Annotated in this window: 19 protein-coding genes and 4 pseudogenes; 7 read left to right on the top strand and 16 right to left on the bottom strand. The window is 67.4% G+C overall.

The window, feature by feature from the left end; translation table 11 throughout:
- Positions 1–131 precede the first annotated feature (131 nt).
- Positions 132–731 (bottom strand): hypothetical protein, encoded by a 600-nt coding sequence (locus ACGF8A_RS25680; RefSeq protein ID WP_393112024.1) that lies wholly within the window; start codon positions 729–731, stop codon positions 132–134.
- Positions 732–862: 131 nt separating this feature from the next.
- Complete coding sequence (locus tag ACGF8A_RS25685; RefSeq protein WP_393112026.1) at positions 863–997, bottom strand: hypothetical protein; 135 nt, start codon at positions 995–997, stop codon at positions 863–865.
- Positions 998–1,365: 368 nt separating this feature from the next.
- Between ACGF8A_RS25685 and ACGF8A_RS25690 the strand changes: the two genes are divergently transcribed.
- On the top strand, positions 1,366–2,103 hold the full coding sequence (locus tag ACGF8A_RS25690; protein WP_393112028.1) for a nuclear transport factor 2 family protein: 738 nt from the start codon (positions 1,366–1,368) through the stop codon (positions 2,101–2,103).
- Between the two features lie 491 nt (positions 2,104–2,594).
- Here ACGF8A_RS25690 and ACGF8A_RS25695 read toward each other — a convergent pair whose 3' ends face one another.
- Positions 2,595–3,308, bottom strand: coding sequence for a hypothetical protein (locus ACGF8A_RS25695; protein WP_393112030.1), 714 nt, complete (start codon positions 3,306–3,308; stop codon positions 2,595–2,597).
- A gap of 530 nt (positions 3,309–3,838) precedes the next feature.
- Between ACGF8A_RS25695 and aceE the strand changes: the two genes are divergently transcribed.
- From aceE to ACGF8A_RS25720, 5 genes and pseudogenes are all read left to right on the top strand, one after another.
- The gene (gene aceE, locus ACGF8A_RS25700; protein WP_393112032.1) at positions 3,839–6,541 is read left to right on the top strand and encodes a pyruvate dehydrogenase (acetyl-transferring), homodimeric type; all 2,703 of its coding nucleotides are present in this window, start codon (positions 3,839–3,841) and stop codon (positions 6,539–6,541) included.
- Positions 6,542–6,779: 238 nt separating this feature from the next.
- Positions 6,780–7,241 (top strand): MarR family winged helix-turn-helix transcriptional regulator, encoded by a 462-nt coding sequence (locus tag ACGF8A_RS25705; protein WP_393112034.1) that lies wholly within the window; start codon positions 6,780–6,782, stop codon positions 7,239–7,241.
- Positions 7,242–7,979: 738 nt separating this feature from the next.
- Entirely contained in the window at positions 7,980–8,453 is a 474-nt protein-coding gene (locus ACGF8A_RS25710; protein ID WP_393112036.1) for a VOC family protein, read from the top strand.
- 891 nt (positions 8,454–9,344) lie between these two features.
- Positions 9,345–10,078: pseudogene (locus ACGF8A_RS25715) on the top strand (HAD family hydrolase).
- Positions 10,075–12,432 carry a glycoside hydrolase family 65 protein gene (locus ACGF8A_RS25720; RefSeq protein WP_393112038.1) on the top strand — a complete coding sequence of 786 codons (2,358 nt, stop codon included), beginning with the start codon at positions 10,075–10,077 and terminating at the stop codon, positions 12,430–12,432. The pseudogene ACGF8A_RS25715 and the gene ACGF8A_RS25720 overlap by 4 nt, the downstream one beginning before the upstream one ends.
- 106 nt (positions 12,433–12,538) lie before the next feature.
- On the opposite strand, the gene ACGF8A_RS25725 is transcribed toward ACGF8A_RS25720, so the two are convergent.
- The 8 genes and pseudogenes from ACGF8A_RS25725 to ACGF8A_RS25760 form a co-directional block, all read right to left on the bottom strand.
- Complete coding sequence (locus ACGF8A_RS25725) at positions 12,539–13,135, bottom strand: hypothetical protein (protein WP_393112040.1); 597 nt, start codon at positions 13,133–13,135, stop codon at positions 12,539–12,541.
- 731 nt (positions 13,136–13,866) lie between these two features.
- Positions 13,867–14,487, bottom strand: a complete 621-nt coding sequence (locus ACGF8A_RS25730; protein WP_393112042.1) for a dihydrofolate reductase family protein — start codon at positions 14,485–14,487, stop codon at positions 13,867–13,869.
- The gene (locus ACGF8A_RS25735) at positions 14,487–14,993 is read right to left on the bottom strand and encodes an SRPBCC family protein (RefSeq protein ID WP_393112044.1); all 507 of its coding nucleotides are present in this window, start codon (positions 14,991–14,993) and stop codon (positions 14,487–14,489) included. Before ACGF8A_RS25735 ends, ACGF8A_RS25730 begins: the two co-directional genes overlap by 1 nt.
- Positions 14,994–14,996: 3 nt before the next feature.
- The gene (locus tag ACGF8A_RS25740) at positions 14,997–15,338 is read right to left on the bottom strand and encodes an ArsR/SmtB family transcription factor (RefSeq protein WP_393112046.1); all 342 of its coding nucleotides are present in this window, start codon (positions 15,336–15,338) and stop codon (positions 14,997–14,999) included.
- A gap of 93 nt (positions 15,339–15,431) precedes the next feature.
- Positions 15,432–15,815 (bottom strand): hypothetical protein, encoded by a 384-nt coding sequence (locus ACGF8A_RS25745; RefSeq protein WP_393112048.1) that lies wholly within the window; start codon positions 15,813–15,815, stop codon positions 15,432–15,434.
- Positions 15,816–15,994: 179 nt separating this feature from the next.
- Positions 15,995–16,738, bottom strand: a pseudogene (locus tag ACGF8A_RS25750) (transposase family protein); the annotation flags it as partial.
- A gap of 227 nt (positions 16,739–16,965) precedes the next feature.
- Positions 16,966–17,862, bottom strand: coding sequence for an RNA polymerase sigma-70 factor (locus tag ACGF8A_RS25755; RefSeq protein WP_393112050.1), 897 nt, complete (start codon positions 17,860–17,862; stop codon positions 16,966–16,968).
- Positions 17,863–18,119: 257 nt separating this feature from the next.
- Positions 18,120–19,319, bottom strand: a complete 1,200-nt coding sequence (locus ACGF8A_RS25760; protein WP_393112068.1) for an NAD(P)/FAD-dependent oxidoreductase — start codon at positions 19,317–19,319, stop codon at positions 18,120–18,122.
- Positions 19,320–19,872: 553 nt separating this feature from the next.
- On the opposite strand from ACGF8A_RS25760, the pseudogene ACGF8A_RS25765 reads away from it, so the two are divergent.
- A pseudogene (locus ACGF8A_RS25765) lies at positions 19,873–20,028 on the top strand (transposase); the annotation flags it as partial.
- On the opposite strand, the gene ACGF8A_RS25770 reads toward ACGF8A_RS25765, so the two are convergent.
- The 5 genes and pseudogenes from ACGF8A_RS25770 to ACGF8A_RS25790 all read right to left on the bottom strand — a co-directional run.
- Positions 20,016–20,336 (bottom strand): hypothetical protein, encoded by a 321-nt coding sequence (locus ACGF8A_RS25770; RefSeq protein ID WP_393112052.1) that lies wholly within the window; start codon positions 20,334–20,336, stop codon positions 20,016–20,018. The pseudogene ACGF8A_RS25765 and the gene ACGF8A_RS25770 overlap by 13 nt on opposite strands.
- Positions 20,337–20,418: 82 nt before the next feature.
- Positions 20,419–21,257 (bottom strand): annotated as a pseudogene (tatC, locus tag ACGF8A_RS25775) (twin-arginine translocase subunit TatC).
- Between the two features lie 92 nt (positions 21,258–21,349).
- Positions 21,350–21,619 carry a Sec-independent protein translocase subunit TatA gene (gene tatA, locus ACGF8A_RS25780; RefSeq protein WP_393112054.1) on the bottom strand — a complete coding sequence of 90 codons (270 nt, stop codon included), beginning with the start codon at positions 21,617–21,619 and terminating at the stop codon, positions 21,350–21,352.
- A gap of 187 nt (positions 21,620–21,806) precedes the next feature.
- Positions 21,807–22,187: a Sec-independent protein translocase subunit TatB gene (locus tag ACGF8A_RS25785; protein ID WP_393112056.1), complete on the bottom strand. Its 381-nt coding sequence runs from the start codon at positions 22,185–22,187 to the stop codon at positions 21,807–21,809.
- A gap of 176 nt (positions 22,188–22,363) precedes the next feature.
- Positions 22,364–22,994: alpha/beta fold hydrolase (locus ACGF8A_RS25790; RefSeq protein ID WP_393112058.1), on the bottom strand; the 631-nt coding region annotated here is incomplete at its 5' end.

The following is a 22,994-nucleotide window of genomic DNA, read 5'->3' on the forward strand; positions in this document are numbered from 1 at the left end:
ATGGCCGGCCATGGAGTGGGCACTCCAGGAGGCCCCCGCCATCGGCACTCGCAGGTGCGGCGACTTGACTCTGCGCTCGGACGCCGGGTCCGGACGGGCAACCGTCGGCCCGAGCGCAGAGCCATGAAGTGTCAGGTGTCGCCGACCGACGCGGTGACGGCCTTCCGGACATGGGACTCAGCGAGTGTGTACAGGACCGACCGCTTCTGCTTGTAACGCCTGATCTTCCCCTTGGCGACCAACGACTCCAACGTATTCCGTACGACCTGGGGCGTGGGCGTCCTCCCAGGATGCTTCTCCAGCAGTTCGTCCCGTAGTTCCTTCGCATGCCGCGGTTCGTCATGACTGCTGAGCAGTTCCGCCAAGATGTCACCGAGCGGAGGTCGACGATTCCTGCTCACCGCGCTGGAGCCAGAGGTGCCTCCGCCACTTCTCCGCTTGGTGGGTGCATGGTCGGGGGACTCGCCGACGCCGGCGGGCATGTCCTCACTCACCGCCTCCTGCCGAGGAGCTGCGACTTCTGTGTCCGCCCTCTCCCGGTGTGGTGACGCGTCCGAGGAATCCACATAACGCTCCGCAAGAGTCAGGATGTCGACGAGCAAGGCCTCCTCCTGCTTCAGCACCCTTATCTTTTCTGCCAGTTCCCCTTGCAGGCGACGGTTCTTCTCCAGGTCCGACGCGGCCTGCTCGACGTACCGCGATCGGAGCGAGGCGGCTGATTGGCTGGGCACAACCGGTCACTCCCTTGATATCGATGATGCCTCGCATCGTAGCGAGGCTGGTCGACTTCGCGGATGCCCCGGGCAGGCCTGGGTGGCCGGGGTTGCATCCGTCAGCCCGGTCAAGCAGCAGTAGATCGGCGTCAAGGCGTGTAGCAGTACTCGACGTGCTGACTGCCGGCCACCGCGCCCCGGCCGGAGTGGTCGAAGTCGTGTGGTTGCCCGGTCAGGCCGGCCGCGGTGTAAATGCAGTCGCCGGCGGAGAAACGTAGCTGCATCCGCGCGCCGTAGGCAGCGCCAGAGCCTTTGACGTGGACGCGACTGTCGGGCATTCTCGCGACTGACTTCCCGCGGTGGCGCAAGGACCGCTCGCCGCCGCGTCGCCGCCACGGTCGACGTAGACCTCGGCTCCGTCCGCGGCGGAGTGCGCTTCCACGCGACGCGAACGATCCGCGGCACGGTGCGCCGAGAAGCGCGGGTATCGACACCGGCCATCATTGTGCGTATATACTCCCAAAGGTTCGAACATTGACGCAACAAGCAAAGTGGCGGCACCGTTCGCCATCGCCGGTCGAAATAGAATTGCGTACGGCGCGGTGACAGGATCGATGCCATGCAGCCATAGCAGAGGACACCCGGAGATCGAATGACGACGCCACTCGATCACTACTTCGACGCGTTGAACCGAGCCGACAGCGATGGGTCCAGCATGGGTCACGTGTTCGAGATGTTGGCGGAGAACGTCTTGATCATGCACTGTGGAGAGTTCGTGCAGGGCAAGGAGCGAGCAGTTGCGTTCCTGCAACGAAAAGCGAGAAAGAGCGGGAGCGGCACGTACTCGTGCTGGGCCTCGGTGGGGGATCGGGGCGCCATCGCCGGTCAGTGGCGCGAAGAACGGCTCGACCTGCGAGACGGGCGATCCTTCGCCTGCGGTCAAGTCGTGACAATTCTGGACATATATGGTCGAATCTCTTACCTCAACCTCTCCCTCACCAGTGCCTCGAACCGAGCCAGGCTGCTCGCGGCCAAGCACATGCAGGTCTGGACAATCCCGGACCCATGTGCACGCGGCGTCGCGATGGAGGGCATCTACGCCCACGACATCACTTTCATGGAACCTGAACCCGACCGCGTCCTTCAAGGGCGGGAGGAGTTGAACCACTACATCGACGCCGCGCAAAACAGGACTCCGCTTTCGGGTATGGAGGTGGGTGATTGCTATCAGAATGAGAATACGGTTCTCTTTCAGTGGACCGCGATCCTCCCGGACGACAGCACTGCTACCGGATGGGAAGTTCTCTATACATCCGGAGACCTGATCGAGAGGGTCGTCGTCTTCAGCCCGGACCACGAACTGGTCGCAGGGGCCACCCGCGTCAACTGAGCTCTTTGAGCGCTGCCGCTCCAGAGTGAGCACGGCCGCCGGTTGTCGGTTGGCTGGGTCGGGGGTGAGGTCATGGCCGGGCGGGCGTGTGAGGGGTGTTGTCACCCATGGGCGGGCTTCGATGCAGGCGCGGTCGGCGATGATCGGGATGGCCTGGTGTTCACAGATCCTGATGATGTGGTGGGCGCGGGCCGCAGTGAGATCGTGCGCGGGGGCGGGCGTCGTCGGCGGGAGCGACAGCTGCCGTCCGGCGGGTGGGTCACCATCTGCACGTTCACCGCGTGTCGGTGGTGCTTGTGTGAGATGTCGGCCCGGCTGTCGCCGGCCCGATCGTACGTTGCCGGAGTGCCGTCGAGCAGGAAGTAGTCCGGGTCCGCCTTGCGCAGAGCATGCAGCAGGCCGTGAGCTCGGTCGGCGGGGAGGTCGTCGACGGCTGTCGTGTAGGAGTGGCGGTGCGTGTGGGCGGTGGACGCACCCTTCACTCAGCCCGTTTACAACGACGTCCCGTCGGAACCGAAGACGACGACCTCATCGATCAGATCTCCGTTGAGACGGAGCACCTCCGACCCGACCACTGTCATGGCGCCTGAAAAGGCAAAACTCCCCACCCAGTGGATGTAATTTCTGTTCTGGGAATGCACGACAACACGACCACCCAGGTGCGGAGCCTTACGCTGCACGGCATCGACGTAATCGTTGAGGGCATCACGGCCCACGAAAACGTTGTCCGGCTCCATGAACCTGACGTGCTCGGTGTAGATGCCCTCCATCGCTTCGGCGCGCTCGCCCGGATCCACGATCATCCAGACTTCCAGGTGTTTGGCGATGATTACCCGGGCTCGATCAGATCCATCGGTGAGGGTGAGGTGGAGACGGGAGATTCGCCCGTCGGGGGCCAACGCTACCTTGATGCCGCCGCTGCCCCTGCATGCCCTGCCCAGGGGGTCCTGCCCCTCCTGCCTCCAGCGTCCACTGAGGGAGCCGCCGGCTTCTGGGGGCGCGGTGGTCCAATGCAGCGCGACTTCCGCCCAGTTGGCCGCATGTGCTCGATGCAGGTCGATGATCTCCCCCCAGCCTCGGGCCATCTCTCCGCTGTGCGTCACCACCGCATCCTCGGTGAAGATGTCGGCCAGCGCGTCAAGCGCGGACCCGGCAATGTGCGCCGAGTCCACGATCTGGAAGTAGTGATCAAGTGGCGTCGTCATGCTGGAGCGTCCAAGTGCTGGTTGAGGCGCAGAGCTGTTCGTTGAGGTAGGTGTGGCCACGACTGAGGTCGCCTTCGATCGCGGCGTTGAGCCCCGGCTCGCGGACAGCGGGATGAGGTGACCGGCTCCGCGGTGAGCCAAGGGGTGTGGCGACGGAACGGACGGCCGAGTGGTCACCGTGTAGGGGAATGTATTCATTAGCTATTGATAATGTCAATGTGGTCCCCGAGTGACAGAACGTGAGGCCCGGTCCATCAGAGAGTGGTGGGCGTCCCTCCGTGTGTGCGTCAGGAGATGCCACTTGACGGTCTAAATCTGGAGTCTTACCATCCAGATATGGCAATGGGTGATGGTCTCGCGCTGCGGTTTGAGGCAGCGGAGCACGTCGCCGTGCGGTAAGAGGCGGCGCCATGTGCTCGCGTCAGACTTGGTCTGACTCCCGTTGCACCTGTTGCGGATCAGAATCTGGATAGACATCATCCAGAAATGCGGGGGGCCGTGCTGTAAGAAGCATGAGGAAGGAGTTCGACATGATCGAAGACAACCAGGGCCAGCCGAGCGAACTCGACCAGATCCCCGACCGCGACCCCGAGGAGACGGCCGAGTGGGCGGAGTCCGTCGACGGCGTCGTCGCGGCCGCCGGCCCAGGCCGAGCCACGTACCTCATACGACGCACCCTCGAACAGGCCGAGCGTGCCGGCTTGCTCCTGCCCGGGCTTCTGGAGAGCGACTACGTCAACAGCATTCCCACGGCCGCCGAACCGTCCTTCCCGGGCGACGAGGCGATCGAGCGGCGCATCACCGCGTGGAACCGCTGGAACGCCGCTGCGATGGTGACCCGCGGAAGCCGTTACGGGCTCGGCGGCCACATCGCGACCTACGCGTCGGCCGCATGGCTCTACGAGACCGGCTTCAACCACTTCTTCCGCGGCAAGGACGCGGACGGCTCTGGCGACCAGCTCTTCCTCCAGGGCCATGCCTCGCCCGGCATCTACGCCCGAGCGTTTCTGGACGGCAGACTCACCGCGGCGCAACTCGACCGCTTCCGGCAGGAACCGGACGGTGATGGCCTGCCCTCCTACCCACACCCCCGTCGGCTGCCGTGGCTGTGGGAGTTCCCCACCGTGTCCATGGGCCTGGGTCCGCTGTCCGCCGTTCACCAGGCACGATTCAACCGCTACCTGCATCACCGCGGCATCAAGGACACGTCAGCCTCGCATGTCTGGGCATTCCTCGGTGACGGTGAGATGGACGAACCGGAGTCGACTGCCGCTCTGGCCCTCGCGGGACGGGACCGACTCGACAACCTCACCTTCGTCGTCAACTGCAACCTTCAGCGACTCGACGGACCGGTGCGAGCCAACCACAAGATCGTCCAGGAGCTGGAAGCCCAGTTCCGCGCCGCGGGCTGGCACGTCGTGAAAGCGCTGTGGGGCACCGCCTGGGACGATGTCCTCGCCCTGGACACCACCGGTGCGCTCCTGAGGCGGCTGCGCGCTGTGCCCGACGGGCAGTTCCAGACGTACGCCACCCGAGACGCCGCCTACATCCGGCGGCACTTCTTCGAAGGTGATCCGGCGCTGGCCGACATGGCGAAGGTGCTGACCGACGCACAGATCATCGACTGCTTCCACACCTCGCGTGCCGGCCACGAGCCGCGCAAGGTCCACGCCGCGTACGACGCGGCGATGCGGCACCACGGCGCGCCGACGGTGGTGCTCGCCCAGACCGTCAAGGGCCACACACTCGGCGACTCGTTCGCGTCACGCAACGCCAACCACCAGATGAAGAAGCTCACGGGCAGGGAGGCTCGCGCGCTGCGTGACCTGCTCGACCTTCCGATCCCGGACGGCGAGCTCGACACCGAGCTGATGCCCTACGCCCACCCGGGTACCGAATCTCCCGAGGTGCGCTATCTCCACGAGCGCCGGGCGGCACTGGGCGGTCCCGCTCCCGTCCGCAGGTTCCTCCCCGTAGCCCTGCCCTCCCCGAGTGACAAGCCCTTCACGGCGGCGGCAAAGGGCTCCCAGAACCAGGAAGTCGCAACGACCACGGCTCTGGTGCGTCTCGTGAAGGACCTGATGCGGGAACCGGACACCGGACGGCGATGGGTGCCCATCATCCCGGACGAGGCCCGCACCTTCGGTATGGAGTCGTACTTCCCCGCCTTCGGGATCTACTCCCCGGTCGGCCAGAACTACGAGGCCGTCGACCGCGACCAATTGCTGCACTACAAGGAGGCTCGGGACGGCCAGGTCCTCAACGAGGGCATCACCGAGGCCGGCTCCATGGCTTCCTTCACGGCCGCCGCCACGTCCTATGCGACGCACGGCGAACCAATGATCCCCTTCTACATCTTCTACGCCATGTTCGGCTGGCAGCGCACGGCCGACCAGATGTGGGCACTGGCCGACCAACTCGGCCGCGGATTCCTCGTAGGGGCCACTGCCGGCCGCACCACCATGACCGGCGAGGGCCTGCAGCACGGTGACGGCCACTCACACCTCATCGCTTCCACGAACCCGGCAGCCGTCGCCTACGACCCCGCCTTCGCCTACGAGATCGCCACCATCGTCCGGGAGGGGCTGCGGCGCATGTACGGGGCGGACCCTGAAGATGTCTTCTACTACCTCACCGTCTACAACGAGCCCAGGATCCAACCCCCGATGCCACGCGAACCCGGCGTGGAAGAAGGCATCATCAAGGGGCTGTATCGCTTCCGGAAGGCCGAGTCGCACCATCCGGCCGACGCCCCGCGTCTGCAACTCCTGGCCTCCGGCACCGCAATCCACTGGGTACTGGAAGCCCAGCGGCTGCTCGCCGAGGAGTGGGGCGTGGCCGCCGACATTTGGTCAGCCACGTCTTGGAGCGAGCTGCGGCGCGATGCCCTGGAATGTGACACCGCTCGGCTGCGAGGAGAGGAGCGCACGCCGTACGTCACACGGGCACTGGCCGGCGCCCCGGGTCCGGTGCTCGCGGTCAGTGACTGGATGCGAACGGTTCCGGACCAGATCAGCCAGTGGGTGCCGCAGCCGTGGCATTCGCTGGGCACGGACGGATTCGGGCTGTCCGGCACCAGGGAAGCAGTGCGCCGCCACTTCGGAGTCGACCCCGAATCGATCGTGATTGCGGCGCTTGTCGCTCTCGCTGCCGACGGTCAGGTCAAGCCGGACACTGTACGGGAAGCGCGAGCACGGTACGGGCGTGACCAGGAGACACCAGCTGGCGCGTGAGACGGATGAGTGGCATGTTCCGTCTGAGGCCGAAGGCCTTCCTTGCCGAATCGAGGACGCTCCCCGGAGCGCCATTCTTGGCACTTGAACGAACAAGCTGTCCTGCCTTCGCAGGCAGGACCAGGCCGGGCGTTGAGGAGTACATGAGCAACGCGGACGATCGCCGTTCGTGGGACACGTCTCCGGACCGAGGTCGGCGCCCGGACTGGTCCACTTGGAGGCCTATTACACTGTGCCCATGACTGACGATGCCGAGACGATCGAGCCCCTTCACCCCCACGAGGAGGAATTCCTGCGGGCTCTGGGGCGGGTGATGAGTCTCCTGCCTCGTGTCGTCGATGCCGAAATGCTGGCGGAGCAGGAAATAAACGGTAATGAGTACATGACGCTCGTCCATCTGTCGGAGGCGCCGGACAATCAGTTGCGGATGAGTGAGCTGGCATCCATGTGCGGCCTGTCGCTGAGTGGCATGACGAGAGTGGTGCAGCGCTTGGAGCGCCAGAGGCTCGTGCTGCGCGTCAAATGCCCCGACGATGGCCGGGCTTGGCTCGCCGTGCTGACCGGCTCGGGATGGACGCGCCTCAGGCAGGCGTGGCCGTCGAACCTCGCCAGCATGCGACGACATGTCTTCTCGCGCCTGGAGGGGTGCGACCTCGAAGCTGCGACAGTAGTGCTGGAGCGCATAGCCCCTAAACCCTGATCGGCATCCTGATGTGCTGCGCCGCCATCCGCTGGGCGGCATGGTCCCTCGCGCAGCGCCGGCCGTTGGCGAAGATCGCGGCCGCGGCCGACGACGTCAGGCAACGTGGGTGTCTGCTGTTGCCGCGTGTGATCTGCCGCAGACAGCGCCAACTGGTTCGGCGTGCCGTGGGGGAGCACCTTGTCTGTACGCGTTACCCGGGACGCCAGAAGCATCCAGCACGTGAAGTGTCGCGGGTCACTCGCGTCCCTGAGCAGTCCCGCTCGGCCGATCGGGGGGTTCCACAAGACGTAGCACGGCAGCCGGTGTGACCGCGGCGGTACCGAAGGTCGTCGCGTCGACGGCCTCGAAGCTTCGGTCGCGCTTTGACCAGAGCGCCAGAAACTTGGACCTCGGGCCCAGTGATCCGGGAGCTCAAGAGTGTCGCCACCGACCAGCATCCGCACCCCCACCCGGGCCTGCAGTGGCGGTCCCGATCGAGCGTCTGCATGCGACCAGTCCGGCATGGCAGCAGAGCGCACACGTATGACACCGGTCCTCCGACCGGTGCAACACGCGCTGCGGTCAGCGACATTCGAGTGAGTGCCGGCACAGCGACCGGCCCGGCCCTGCCCGGCCCGCCCCGAGCGGTGAGGGCGGGTGCGCCGCCGCGGTCATTGGCTGAGTCGCAGTTTGAGCGGCGGTCGGTCACGGTATGGACAGCTCCACACCCCCCCCATACACACAGAGGACGACCCCGTGGATCTGAAGCTCGAAGTGCTCGTCCTGCCCGTCTCTGATACGGATCGGGCCAAAGCCTTCTACGAAAAGCTTGGCTTCCGGCTGGACCTCGACACCGGTCCCGGCAACGGCTTCCGGGGCGTGCACTTCACCCCACCCGGCTCAGGATGTTCGATCATGTTCGGCGAAGGGATGACCGCCGCCGAGCCCGGTTCAGTGCAGGGCCTGTACCTCATCGTCTCCGACATCGACGCGGCTCGCGCCGGGCTCGCGGACCGGGGAATCGACATCAGCGACGTATTCCACGACGCCAACGGCGTGCTGTTCCACGGCCACGAGGGCGGAGACGTCACTCATTCCCTGCCGGGCCAGGAACGGCTGGCTGGCCGGCATCCGGAGGGCAATACCTACTCCTCCTACGCTTCCTTCGCCGACCCGGACGGCAACGGATGGGTCCTGCAGGAGATCACGGAACGGTTCCCTGGCCGCTGACTGCCGCCACCGGCAAGGCATCGCACAGTGGTTCTCGGCTCAGCCCTGGGGACTTGAATCCTGATCCTGTGGACGCCTACGTCACCCACAGGACTCCAGCCGTCAGGAAGTGGCTGACTGTCCATCCATGCTTCCACCGGCACTTCTCGCCGACCGGGGCACCCTGGCTGCACCTGGTCGAGCGCTCGTCCACCGAGCCGACCTGCATGATTCTGCGCCGCGGTGTCCACCGGTCCGTGCAGGCTCTGGAACCAGAGATCCGCACCTGCCCGGCAGACTGGAACGACCACCCCAGCCCCTTGCTCTGGACCAGGAGCGCCGACCAGATCCTCGACAAGGTCGCCGCATACTGCCGACAATCCATGACTCAGGACACTGGGGTCCGTCGTCGAACGGATCTTGCCGTAGCACGAACGACCGGGGTGTGACCGCCGCCTCTTAGGACGTGGCACTCCCCAAAGGCGATGCACGCGGCGTTCGGGGACCGGCTGTCGGGGCGATCGCCGACCACGGGCGCACGAGACGAGCCGCGTGCCGGTTGACCGTCCAGCGCACCGGTCCCGGTGTCGGCATGGTTGCGAATCGATGGGCGCGACTTGCGTGGGTGGTTCTCGCCCAGACACTGAGGTCGCGATTCAACCGGTGACGGTGACCTGCTTCGCCGACCGAGCCCCTTTGCGCGGTCTCGGCCGCGTGCCGGATCCGGACGCGGCTCCCCTTTTGCGAGGGAGCCGACCGATGCGCTCGGACGGCTCTGGCGATCTTCCCTCCTCTGTTGCGGCGAATCGCAGTCGGGAGGATCGTGGGATAGGCGCTCGGACGGATCGGCGGTCGGTCCTTCGTCTCTGCCCACTGGATGCCGGCTCTCCCGCTCCGAGGGAGGGCCGCACCATGACGCAGCTCGGTTTGCCGGAAACGATCGGTACGTGCCTTTTCGACCTGGACGGTGTCATCACCAGGACCGCCGCGGTGCATCAGGCCGCCTGGCGGGAGGCCTTCGACACCTTCCTGCGCCGACGGAACGGAGCCGACTTCGGGTCGTTCGAAATGAGTGACTACACCGAGTACGTGGACGGCAGACCGCGCGCGGACGGCGTACGGAGCTTCCTCGCCTCCAGCGGTGTCGAGATCCCGGAGGGCCTCCCCGGCGACAGCGCGCAGCAGGACACGGTCCGTGGCCTGGGCCGCCGCAAGAACGAACTGCTGTTGGAGAAGATCCGCCATGAGGGCGTGGAGCCGTATCCCACCACCCTGCGCTACATCGGCGAGGTGAGGCGGCTCGGACTGAAGACCGCTGTGGTGTCCTCCAGCGCCAACTGCCGCGAAGTGCTGCGATCGATACGGGCGCAGGACCTGTCCGACGTCCGCATCGACGGGCTCGTCGGCGCGGAAGGGGGACTGCCCGGGAAACCGCATTCCGACATGTTTCTGGCAGCCACGACCTCGGCTCCACGGCCTCGACCTCGGCCGTCTTCGAGGATGCGCTCTCGGGCATCGATGCCGCCCGGGCGGGCCGCTTCGGATTCGCCGTCGGTGTCGACCGGGCGGGTCAGGGGGACGCCATGCGCGCCCACGGCGCGGACGTCGTCGTGCGGGACCTCTCGGAACTGGTGGATTGGGAATGATCACTGAGTCCTGCTTCTCCGTGGACCGCTGGAGTCTGAAGGAGACACCGCTCAAACTGGAGTTGCTGCCGCAGAGCGAATCGGTGTTCGCGCTCTCCAACGGTCACCTCGGCTGGCGGGGAAACCTCGACGAGGGCGAGCCGCACGGGATACCCGGCTCCTACCTCAACGGGTTCTACGAGGCACACGCCCTGCCGTACGCGGAAGGAGGATACGGCTATCCGGAGTCCGGTCAGACAGCGATCAACGTCACGAACGGCAAGGTGATCCGGCTGCTCGTCGGTGACGAGCCGTTCGACCTGCGCTACGGCAGGCTCCACAGCCACGAGCGCACACTGGACCTGCGTGCCGGTCTGTTGTGCCGCCACTGCGAATGGACCTCGCCCGCCGGCTCCACGGTGCGTGTGCATTCCACCAGGCTGGTCTCCTTCACTCAGCGTGCGGTCGCAGCTGTCGCCTACGAGGTCGAGGCCGTCGACGCCCCCGTGCGCGTCGTCGTCCAGTCGGAACTCATCGCCAACGAACAACTGCCGGCGGTCTCGGGTGATCCACGCGCAGCCGCGAGCCTGGAGTCGCCGCTCGAGTCCGAGGAGCACCGCGCGTCGGGCAACCGGCTGCTGCTGGTCCATTCCACGCGCCGCAGCAAGCTCCGAGTGGCGACGGCGGCCGACCACACCGTCGACGGACCCGCCGGGACACGAACCAGCGGCGAGAGTACCGCAGATGTCGCACGCCTGACCGTCACGTCGCAGCTGGCGGCCGGAGAGAGACTGCGGATCGAAAAGATCGTCGCCTACGGCTGGTCGGGCATGCGGTCGCTTCCGGCAGTGCGGGACCAGGTCGAAGCGGCGCTCGCGGCGGCGAGCAGCACGCGCTGGGAGGGCCTGGCAGAGGAACAGCGGACCTACCTGGAGCACTTCTGGGCACGGGCCGACGTCGAGGTCGACGGCGATGACGAGTTGCAGCAGGCCGTTCGTTTCGCCTTGTTCCATGTGCTGCAGGCCGGCGCGCGTGCCGAGCGGCGCGCCATCCCCGGCAAAGGACTCACGGGCACGGGGTACGACGGTCACACCTTCTGGGACACGGAGACCTTTGTGCTGCCGCTGCTCACGTACATCGCGCCCGGCGCTGTCGCTGAAGCGCTGCGATGGCGGCAGAACACGCTGCCTGCAGCGCGCGACCGTGCACGCCAACTCGGACTCAGCGGGGTCGCGTTTCCCTGGAGGACCATCGACGGCTCGGAATGCAGCGCCTATTGGCCGGCCGGTACTGCTGCCTTCCATATCAACGCCGACATCGCCGATTCGGTCGTACGTTATGTCTCTGCGACAGGCGACGAGGATTTCGCCCGCCACAGCGGTGTGGAACTGCTCGTGGAGACCGCCCGGCTCTGGATGTCGTTGGGCCATCACGACCGGCGAGGGGCATTCCATATCGACGGCGTCACCGGACCGGACGAGTACAGCGCGATCGTCAACGACAACATTTACACCAACCTCATGGCGGCGCGGAATCTTCGCGGGGCCGCCGACGCCGTCGACCGATACCCCCAAGAAGCGGCGGCGCTGGGCGCGGACGAACGGGAGGCCGCGTCATGGCGTGCCGCCGCAGAGTCGGTGCACATCCCCTACAACGACGACCTGGAAGTGCATGAACAGCACGCCGGCTTTACCGAACGCCAGCCGTGGGACTTCGCCGCCACTCGCCCTGACCAGTACCCTCTGATGCTCAACTTCCCCTACTTCGACATCTACCGGAAACAGGTGGTCAAGCAGGCGGACCTGGTACTGGCCATGTACATGTGCGGCGACTGCTTCGACATGGAGCACAAATCGCGCAATTTCGAATATTACGAGTCCTTCACCGTGCGTGACTCCTCCCTCTCCGCCTGCTGCCAGGCCGTCGTCGCAGCGGAGGTGGGCAACGAGCGTATGGCTTACGAGTACGCCGTCGAAGCAGCCTTCATAGATCTCAACGACCTTCACATGAACACTCGGGACGGCCTGCACATCGCGTCGCTGGCGGGCACGTGGATGGCTCTGGTCGGCGGTTTCGGAGGCATGCGGCACAACGAGGACACCCTGACGTTCGTACCCAGGCTTCCCGAAAAGCTCAGCCGCCTGGCATTCCACATCAACATCTGGGGCCGCTGCCTGCGGGTGGAGATCACAGACGAAGACGCAACGTACCTTCTGCTCGCAGGAGAGCCGATGCCGATCTGCCACCACGGCCAAGTGGTCATGCTCGCACCCGGCTCGCCCAGGCGGTGCCCGATACCCGACGCACCTGTCCCCCCGTCGCCGGACCGGCCGCCGAACTGCCGACCTGGGCGGGGCAGCCCCCGACGGGAGTGACGGTGGTCCCCGGCCGGTGCCCGGTTCCACGACACGTACCGGCGTCCCTGTCTGATCCCTGCCTGGGCCGGCGCCTCCCTGGGGGCGGCCGGCCTTCCCACAGGACTCAGGACGGCTCATTCCGCCGACCGTCCTGCTCGGCACTGGGGAAGCGCGGCTGATAGCTGCGGGATACCTCGTGCACCTTACGGAGGCCGAGAAAGCCGAGGACGACCGCGCTCAGGATGGCCGTGGCGGCGGCGACCAGGATGCGCAGGATGTCCCCGGCGCCGACGGCCGCGCAGGCCACCGCGGCCAACACGCCGGTGACGACGGAGTTGATGACGCCGATGACTACGGGTGAGCCGGACAGCCAGTGCGTCACCCCGATCCGTCGGCGGAAGCTGTAGGTCGTCCAGATCCCTGGCGGGTCGTCGTGATGGCTCGCGATGAAGTACGGCTCGAGCTCCGGTGCGAGCTCGACGTATGCGTGCCGCAGCCGGTTCATGCCGATGATCAGCCAGGTGTCCTCGATGTCGGCCTCGATCAGCCGGAAGTACGTCCCGGTCCCGACGAGCAGGACGACCGGCAGCACCAGCAAGGCGAACGTCGTGAACCCGGACCCGAAGCGGGTTGCGTTGGCCACCAGCGACAGCGCCACCACCGCGGCCGACAGCACCGTCAGATACGTCCCAGTCCGGCTGAAGATCTCCTGCCACGTCATGCTTCGAGTCGACAGCAGACTCCAGTGTTCAGCCGCCAGAAATTGCGCATGCGGCTTCCCGGCATCAACACTTCTGAGCTCTCTCATCCCCCGAGTGTGACCGCAGTGGTCGACGAGTTCGGAAAGGCCCGCCGGTGGTGTGAGAGGTCCTGAAGCCATGTAGTCCCGAGGTGGCGCCGCCAAATGAGCGCGCAGCCCAGTCGCATCAGAGACTCCTGGGGCGCCCAGACGTGCAGCGTGAGGGCGGATCTCGGGCACGGTCCGCTTCGCGCTCGGTGCGGCCTGCTCGCTGGCCGGCTGCCGGCAGTGAGGGGCGCGGTCGTCGACACCAAGTCCCGGCGGTGGCGGCTCACCTCACCTCGCGGGCGAAAGGGGGGGCAGTCGTGGTCCGGGCACGCTTCCTGACGGCTGCCTGCCGTCCCTGCCTTGCGGAACGAGGGCGCGGGACGAGGCCCCTGGTGGTGCTCAGACCGGACCGGGCCTTGTCAGGACACGGGCCGCGGTCGTCCTCACCACAACGCCGTAGTGCGCCACGGGCTGGGCCCGCCCCCGCGAGCCGATCTTCTTCAGGTGGTCGCGTATCAGGTCGGTCGGTGAGGCCGCTGCCTTCTTCACACCAAGCTCAACTGCCGTCTGGGGCATGCCAGTCACGCCGCTACGCGCAGTTCGCCGTGGTGGCTTGCTGCTTCAAGTGTGTGCGCCGTGGGTGCTCGGGTGGAGTGGTGGCGCGGCTACCGTGGGTGCACGGCGTAGGTCAGGTGCGTCACCCTCGACGACGGCTCCGAACGGACCTGCTCCAGCGCGACCCTGGACGCGTCGACGGCATTGAACAGGCGGATTCCGGAGCCGAACAGCACGGGCGACAGCGCGATCGAGAACTCGTCGATCAGGCCGGCGTTCATGTACTGCAGGATCGTTGCGCCGCCGCCCGCGATGCGGACGTCGCGGTCGCCGGCGGCCTCGCGGGCCTGGTCGAGCGCGGTCTCGATGCCGTCGTCGACGAAGTGGAACGTGGTCCCACCCGGCCGCTCCCAGGGATCACGTTTGGTGTGCGTCACGACGAAGACCGGGGTGTGGAACGGCGCCTCATTTGGCCACATCTGTGCGCCTGCATCGAACATGCGCTTGCCCATGACGCTCGCACCGGTTCGCTCGAACGTCTCCCGCACGATGTCGTTGTCGCGACCCTCCTCGCCGCCCTCTCCGAGCTTCAGGTTCTCCCGGAAGAACCGCTGCGGAAAGATCCACTGCTGCAGTTCCATCCACTGCTGCCCCATCAAGTCCCCGAGGGACTCGGGCGCGATGAACCCGTCCAGCGACATCGACACGCTGAAGAAGACCTTCCCGGCCATCAGCCCTCCGCCCCCCTCTGAACGACCTCGGTGAGGTAGGCCGCCAGGTTGCTCAAGGTCTGCCGGCCGCCCTCGATCGCGTGGTACTTCTCGACCGCCTCGTCGCGCAGTTCCTTGGTGGGGAACACCGTGCGCATCACGATCCGGGTCGCCGCGCCGTCCGGCACGAAGGTCAGGACCGTCTCGAAGGCGTTCGGGTCGTCGCGGGACTCACCATGCAGCAGGGCGATCCGCTCCGGCGGGGCGATCCGCAGCCAGCGGATCCACTCGGAGTAGTCGGTCCCGTCCGGCCCGTGCAGCACGAACTCCCACTCCCCGCCCTCGCGGAACTCGAAGGACCGCGTGGTGGTGGTGAACCCCTCCGGACCCCACCACCGCGACAGGTGCCGGACCTCGGTGAACGCCTCGAACACCAGCTCTCGCGGGGCGTCGATGACCCGGGAGATCACGATCTCCCGGTCGGCCGTCGCCGACTCCGCCCCCGCTTCTTGCCTTGCCCCTGCCATCGGTCATTCCTCCTGGCGTGTCTGCTTGAGGTCCTGCACGTAGGTGTCCAGCCGGTCGAGACTCTCGCTCCAGAACCGCTCGAATCCGCCGACCCACTCGTGGATCGGCCGCAGCCCGCGGGCGTCCAGGCCGTAGAGGCGCTGCTTGCCCGCCTCGCGGACCTGGACCAGCCCCACCTCCCGGAGCACCCGCAGGTGCTTGGACGCCCGTGGCTGGCTCATCCCCAGCTCCTCGGCGAGGTCGGTCACCGGCCGCTCACCCGCCCGCAGCAGCGCCAGGATGTCCCGGCGCTGCGGCTCGGCGATCGCGTTGAACGCGTCCGACGTCGTCGCTGCTCGTGCCATGGCGGCCATCATATGCCTATATCGGAATGTGTCAAGCGGTTGGGAATCGGGCGAGTGTTGTCGGACGGCGATTGCAGGCCCGGCCCCGCTCAGCTATGGACGTGCGGTGAACCGCCCGGCAGGGCGCTTGTGCACCAGCCGCGGTCGGCGAGCTTGGTCATCTTCATCCGCAGCGGCTCCATCAGCCGCGCACCGACGCGTCCAGGCCCAGCCGCTCGCCAACCGCCCTGACCTGCACCGGCCGAACGCCTCCGGCAGGATCGCCAGGGCCTTGCGGTAATGGCCCGGCAACGCACCCTCGTCGGCCGCGTCGCTGCGGTGCGGGAGCGGCGGTACCGCCCGACCGGCCACCTTCTCCGATACCGGAGCGACCGCCTCGACCTCGGCACGGGCCTGCTCGGCCAACGATTCGACACGCTCCGCGATCGCCAGATCCTCCCGCTCGACCTGCAACTGCGTGCCGCCGAGCCCGCGCATCTCAGGCGTGGGGTTCGGCCACGGGCGTAGCCGAACCCGGCCGACCGTCGGAACTGGACCTGCCCGATGATCTACGGCACAGACAACAGCCACCGACGGGCACGAGTCCCCCAATCGTCACTCGCACGAGACCCGTACCTTGCGATTTCACGAGGCATGTCACTCAGTGAGCTCTTTGAGCGCTGCCGCTCCAGAGTGAGCACGGCCGCGGGGATTGATGGCATTCGGCTCGGACTGCGCTGGGACTTGTAGATCGGCCAGGACTTCAGCGCGTGCGACGGCGCGCTCGATCGGCGCCCGCGCTGTGTCCGGCGCTCGGTTGTCGGTTGGCTGGGTCGGGGGTGAGGTCATGGCCGGGCGGGCGTGTCAGGGGGTGTTGTCACCCATGGGCGGGCTTCGATGCAGGCGCGGTCGGCGATGATCGGGATGGCCTGGCGTTCACAGATCCTGATGATGCGGTGGGCGCGGGCCGCAGTGAGATCGTCCGCGGGGGCGGGCGTCGTCGGCGGGAGCGACAGCTGCCGTCCGGCGGGTGGGTCACCATCTGCACGTTCACCGCGTGTCGGTGGTGCTTGTGTGAGATGTCGGCCCGGCCGTCGCCGGCCCGATCGTACGTTGCCGGAGTGCCGTCGAGCAGGAAGTAGTCCGGGTCCGCCTTGCGCAGAGCATGCAGCAGGCCGTGAGCTCGGTCGGCGGGGAGGTCGTCGACGGCTGTCGTCTAGGAGTGGCGGTGCCGAGGGAGATGCGGGACCGGCAGCGAGCTGGGTGAGGGTGTCGTGCCGGCGCAGGTACCCGAGGCCGACCAGGGCACGCTGGTGCGGTGGGAGCTTGCGGCGACGGTCGTCCCCGCGGGTGACGATGAGCATGGTGCCCCCCTCGACCGGGGCGTGGGGCAGGTCGAGTGCGGCGGAGCACGGAACCAACGCGGCTCCGGTGCCTGTGGGTTGAGACTTCGAAAACCTCCCCCGACAGCACAGGAGCCTCGTGCGTTGCGGGCACCGATCCCGTCACCCGATCCACCAGGCTCCGCCTGAACGAGCGGCACGCCACCATCCTCCTGCGCCCTCCTCGTCCTGACGAACGCGGAGACGAGCCACTGAGCTGTCAACGGGGCCACTGGCCCTCGGTCGGCCGTGTCGCGGGGAGACGGTCATCGGGAGGTGAGGGAGGTCTCGGACTCGACGCGGGTGAGCTTTTCGGGGTTGCGAACGTAGTAGAGACCCGTGACGCGGGCGTTCTCCACGCGGAAGGCCAGTACGCCGTCGATCACGCCGTCCACGCGCAGGACGAGCCCGGGGTTGCCGTTGACCGTCATGGGCTCACTGGTGAAGGTTCCGCTGGCCTTCTCGACACTGCCGGCCATGTAACGGAGCACCTTGTCGGCGCCGACGACCGGTCGCAGGGCCGCCAGCTTGAGGCCGCCGCCGTCGCTGACGAAGACAACGTCCGGGGCGAGTACGTCGAGCAGCCTCTGCAGGTCCCCGGTTTCGAGGGCGGACTGGAACGAATCCAACGCTGCCCGGGTTTCCTCCGGGGAAACCGAGATGCGCGGCCGGCGAGCCTCGACGTGCTGGCGGGCGCGGTAGGCGATCTGGCGTGTGGCGGCGGGGCTCTTGCCGATTGCGGCCGCGATGTCCTCGTAGCCGATGTCGAAGACCTCGCGCAGCACGAAGACGGCACGTTCGGTCGGTGAGAGGGTTTCGAGGATGAACATGAGTGCCAGCGACAGGTTTTCGGACAGCACGACGTCCTCGGCCACGTCCGGCGCGGTGAGCAGGGGCTCGGGCAGCCAGGGGCCGACGTAGGCCTCCTTGCGCCGTCTGAGGGTGCGCAGCCGGTTCAGTGCTTGACGAGTCGTCACCCGTACCAGGTAGGCGCGCTGGTCCTGCACCTGGTCGAGGTCGACCTTCACCCACCGCAGCCATGCCTCCTGGAGGACGTCTTCGGCGTCCGCCGCCGAGCCGAGCATCTCGTACGCGACGGTGAACAGCAGGTCGCGGTGGGCGACGAAGGCCTCGGTCGCGGGGTCGGTGACGTGGTCGTTCATGTCGTGCGCTTCGCTCTCTCCTGTTTGGCCCCGTGTGCCGGAAGCAGGCCGTGAAGAACATGTACCGGTCCCGACGACGGGGTGTCGGCAGCAGTCTCCCCGCGGATCAGGCCACGGGGGGGGTGGGGGGGCTGGTGGGATGGCGCGCCCTGGCGCCCGGACATGGCCTACGAGACCGCGGCGTTGCGTGCTGGCCACTCCGGTTCGGACCTTCTTGGGCAGGACCGGTTGATCCGGCCCGAGAACGGACTTGGCGACTAGGTCGCGCGTCGGGTGCCGGGCGGCGTCGTGGCGTGTTCGGGCTGACGTGTTTCCAGGCGGTCGGTGCTGTCGTCGTGGGATCCACGGGCACTGGCCTTGCGTGCCCCGGACACCAACTTGTTGAGAGTGAACCGGCAGGCGATCTCCTTGACGCCGGCACCGGTCCGCCCACTGATGCGGAGCGCGTTCACCTTGTCGTTCGGGTAGGAGAACTGGGTGACGCCTTGGTTTCGGCCGAGGCTGAGGCATTGCCCGGCGAAGAACATCCGGACGGGAGCGGGCGTTTTCCCCGCGATCCGGCGCAGAACCGTGTCGGCGGCTGCCGGGCCCAACTGCGTGGCGGCCTGGCAGCTCATCCGGAAGGGGTGGTCCGGCATCACTCCCGCGTCCCCGGCGGCGACGATGCGCTCGTCGTCCACGCTGGTCAGCGTCGTGTCGGTGACCAGACGGCCTTCGGCGTCGGTGCGCAGCCCACTGCGGGTGGCCAGGTCCGGGACACGGAATCCCGCGGTCCAGATCGTCACCGCGCTGGGCAGCTCTCGGCCGTCGCCGAGCCGTACGCCGTCGGGAGTCACTTCCGCCACCTTCGTACCGGGCCCTTCGAGGACGGTCACACCCAGCTGGGCGAGCCGGCGGGCGACCGGGCGACGGACTCGGGCGTGCAGGGAGGGGCCCAGCACCTTGCCGCAGACCAGGGTGACCTTGCGGCCCGCCTCCGCCAGCTCGGCGGCGGTCTCCAGGCCGGTCGGTCCTGACCCGACCACGGTCACCGGAGCCGACGCGGGCGTCGTATCCAGCGCCGACCGCAGTCGCTGCGCCCCTTCGAGGTCCGACACCGAGTGAGTGAACTCCGCCGCTCCGGGGACGCTGGGATCGGTGGCGCCGCTGCCCACCGCGTAGACGAGGTAGTCGTAGGAGACCGTGGCACCGCCCGCCAGCGACACCTGACGCGCGGCAGCGTCGATCCGTGTCGCGGTGTCGACCACCAGCCGGACGTTCCCGCCCATGACCCTGTCGAAGCCCTCGACGGCGTCATCGGAGCCGGTCACGAGCTGGTGCAGGCGGATCCGCGAGACGAACTCGGGACGCGGATTGATCACGGTCACCGACAGGCCATCGCGCCGAGCCAGGCGATTGGCCGCCGTCACACCCCCGTACCCTCCGCCGATCACGACTACCTCGACGTTTCCGTTCATCATGTCTCCTCGTGCTGTGGACTCGACATGGAGACACCAGCTGCCCGTCCGGCGTAACAATCTGCGGATGAGACGTAGCACACATCAGATGCCGTGAAACGCCGTCTCCCCTCCGCGAATGGCGTAACGGCGACCCTGATGAGGTCGGGCAGGGGCGGGGGAGTCTCGCGGTGGCGGGCGAGTGGGCCGGCTCGCTGTAGCCGGCCTGACATGGCACGGTGGTGGCCGTGCGGGCGACATTCATGGAGCCGAGGGGCACGACGTGGCGCCGGCCCCTTTCATGGCGGAGTCGCACAGCACTGATCCAGCTCGCCTTCGGCTTCCGCGTGAGCTGGACCAGTGCCCGTTTCATGCCAGCGGATGCGCTGTGCAAGCGGATCCGCACTATGAGGCAGACGGTGATGGCCCGGGGCTCAAGGTAGGACTCGAGTCCGTAAGTGTGGTGGTGGTGCCCGATGAAGCTTCCCCTTGATGGTGGACAACCTGGAGACGGGGATCTTGAGGTTCCAGAGGAAGTAGCACCAGGTGGGAAGTCAAGTGCACGAAGCGGTACTCCGAAGAGTGCAAGCGGGACGCAGCGGCTCTCGTCGAGTCCTCGGGCCGGACGGTCACCGCCGTCGCCGGTGAACTCGGGATCAGTTCCGAGTCCCTGCGTGGCTGGTACCGCCGCATGAAAGTGGACCGGGGCGGGGCGAGTCAGGTGAGCTGACCGGCGCCGAGCGTGAGGAGCTCAAGCGGCTGCGCAAGGAGGTCCGCGAACAGCAGCAGACGATCGAGGAACAGCAGCAGACGATCGAGATCCTGAAAGGCCGACCGCCTTCTTCGTGAAGGAGAACGACCGGTGAGCGAGCTGTACCGGTTCTTCCATACGGAGAAGGCGACAACCCGATCGTCCTGCTGTGCCGGGTGTTGAAGGTCGCCCGCTCCTCCTGCTACGCCTGGCGTGACGGCGAGGCCGCCCGCCCGCTCGGCAGGCTGCCGACGACGGCTCGCACATGAAATCACCGTGCTGCACATCGCCTCCCGCCACACCTACGGTGTCCTGCGGATCCATGCCGAACTGGTTACGGACGGTTACCAGCGAGCAGGTCATCGCACGTCAGGGCAGGTCACCGGCGGCGGACGCCGCAGCGACCGGCGTCAGCTCCAGGGGGGAGGCCTCCGTGTCCTGGAGACCCGCGTCCGGCTCGGAGTCGCGGCGGCGCCGACGGCGTCTGTCGTTGCACCAGGCGACCGCGTACGCGCCCAGGTAGAGCAGGCAGATCGGCACGGCCAGCAGCACCATGCTGAGCGGATCCGTGCTCGGCGTGGCGAGCGCCGCGAACGCGGCGATGCCCAGGAACATCGCCCGCCACCAGCCGATCATCCGGTGCGCGGTGAGCACACCCGCGAAGTTCAACAGCACCAGGAGGACGGGGAGTTCGAAGGACGGACCGAAGACGAGCACCATTCGGGTCGCGAGATTCAGGAAGTCGTCGACCGGCAGCAGGTTGGTCGCCCCGTCCGGGGTGAGGGAGATCAGCACCTGCGCCGTGGTGGGCAGCACCCCGTACGCCACGGCGGCACCCGCGAGGAACAGCGGGACACCGACCCCGAGAAAGATCAGCGTGTACTTCTTCTCTTTCCGGTGCAGACCGGGCGCGACGAACGCCCACAACTGGTACAGCCACACCGGGCTCGCGGCCACTACTCCCGCAGTGATCGCCACCTTCAGCGCGAGGGAGAAGGGCGAGAGCAGGCCGTTGAGGGAGATCACACCGCAGCGCCCCCGTCGCTGCCACCGGTCAGCCCGCCCGGGGCGCAGCCGGGCAGGGGATCGATGAGGAAGCCGATGAGTTCCTTGTAGAAGAAGGCCGCGGCGATCGTCACGAGCAGGATCGCCCCGACGGCCTTCATCAGTCGGCTGCGCAGCTCGCGGAGGTGTTCCCCCAGAGGCATTCGCGCGGCGTCGTGCGAGGTACGGCTGGGCATGGACAGTCCCTTCAAGTGCGGCACCGGCCGCACATGTGCCGGCCGGTGGTGACGGCGCCTCAGCGCCGGTGCGGGATGTCCGCTTCAGCGGCCTCGGGGGCCGGCTGACGGGCGCTTTCCGGCTGAAGGGCAGGGGTGGGGGCGGCGGCGTACGTGTCGGCCTGCGGTTCGTCGGCGTGGTCCTTGCGCAGGGCCTGGGTCTCGCTCTTCAGGATCCGCACCGACTGACCGAAGGAACGGGCCATCCCGGGAAGGCGCTTGGCGCCGAAGAGGAGCATCACGACGACGAGGATGAGGACGATTTCGGGGGCTCCGAGCCTGCCGAACATGGGCGTTTCCTTTCCGCTGACGACGGCGCGGGAGCGGCGCTCCCGCGCCGTCGGCCCGGCTGCCGGAGGATGCGGCGGCCCGGTCGTGGTGGGTGATCCGTCCGTTGACGGAGATGCCGGCCCCGTGGGGTGGCGATGGTGTGGCCCCTGTGTTGGCGGGGCCGGTGGGTGCTCAGTGGCGGGACTCTCAGGGCTGCCGGTCGCCGTTCGTGGCGACCGAGCCCGGTCCGGCGGAGGTTGCCGATTTCGCGGGGGCCTTCGACGCCGCGCGGCGGGATGTGTTGCCGTCGGGTTCGAGGTCGGCCCCGAGATTGTCGAGGCTGAGGCTCTCGTCGTTCAGCAGCTGCTTGGGGAGGGTCTTGGGGTTGAGGTCCTGGAGATCCAGATCCCTCAGCTCAGGGGGGAGTTCGTCACGAATGCTCGCTTGAGCGCTGTGCGAGAGCTGACGGACCCTGCGCAGGACACGCGCCGCGTCGGACACCAGCTTGGGGAGCTTGTCGGGCCCGACCACGATGACGGCCAGCACGACCAGGGTGACGACTTCGAGCGGCCCGATGTCGTTGAACATCTAAGACTCCCGTCTGGTGGTGAAAGGGCCGTCCCGGTACGACCCGCGGGAGAGCGGGTCGTACCGGTCTGGGTCCCGCCCGCCGGGGGAGTGGGGGGCAGGTCCTGCCCGGACGTGAGCCACGGGTCAGGGACGGCCCGACGTCCGGGCGTCTTCAGCCGGTGCCTGCTACGGCTCTAGCGAGCCGACCGGGATGCCTTGGAGCGGTACGGGGCCAGGAACTCGGTCAGCGCGGCCAGCATCTGCTGGGGTGCCTGCTCGGCGACCCAGTGGCCGGCGCCGGGGATGACCACACCGCGCACGTCGTTCGCGAGGGGCTTCATGCCGCCCTCGACCCACGCGCCCCAGCTCTTCTCCCCGCCGATCGCCAGGACGGGCATCGTCAGCTTGGTCTTCGCGCGGTCGTCGTTCTGATCGACTGTGGCGTCCCACGCCCGGTAGAAGCCGAAGCTGCCGCGCAGGGACTCGCGCTCCGAGAGGAGGCGGATGTAGTACTCCCGCGCGTACTCGGGCAGCCGCTCCCCGCCCTGGATGTCGAACTCGTAGGTGAAGAAGGCCTCTTCGCGGCCCCTGACGAGCTGCTCGATCAGTTCGTGGTCGACCCGGTTGAAGGGGATGTGCCAGAGCCTGTTGTTCAGCGGCGCCTTCTCGAACAGCTTCGGCGAGGCCTCGGTGCTCGGCGGGCCGGGGACGTCGGCGACGGCCAGGTACTCGACGCGGTCCGGGTGGTCCGCGGCCAGCGCGTAGCCGATGATCATTCCGGTGTCGTGGCCGGCCACGGCGAACCGGTCGTGACCGAGTGCGTCC

This window comes from Streptomyces sp. NPDC047706 (genome assembly GCF_043204795.1).
Classification (GTDB): domain Bacteria; phylum Actinomycetota; class Actinomycetes; order Streptomycetales; family Streptomycetaceae; genus Streptomyces.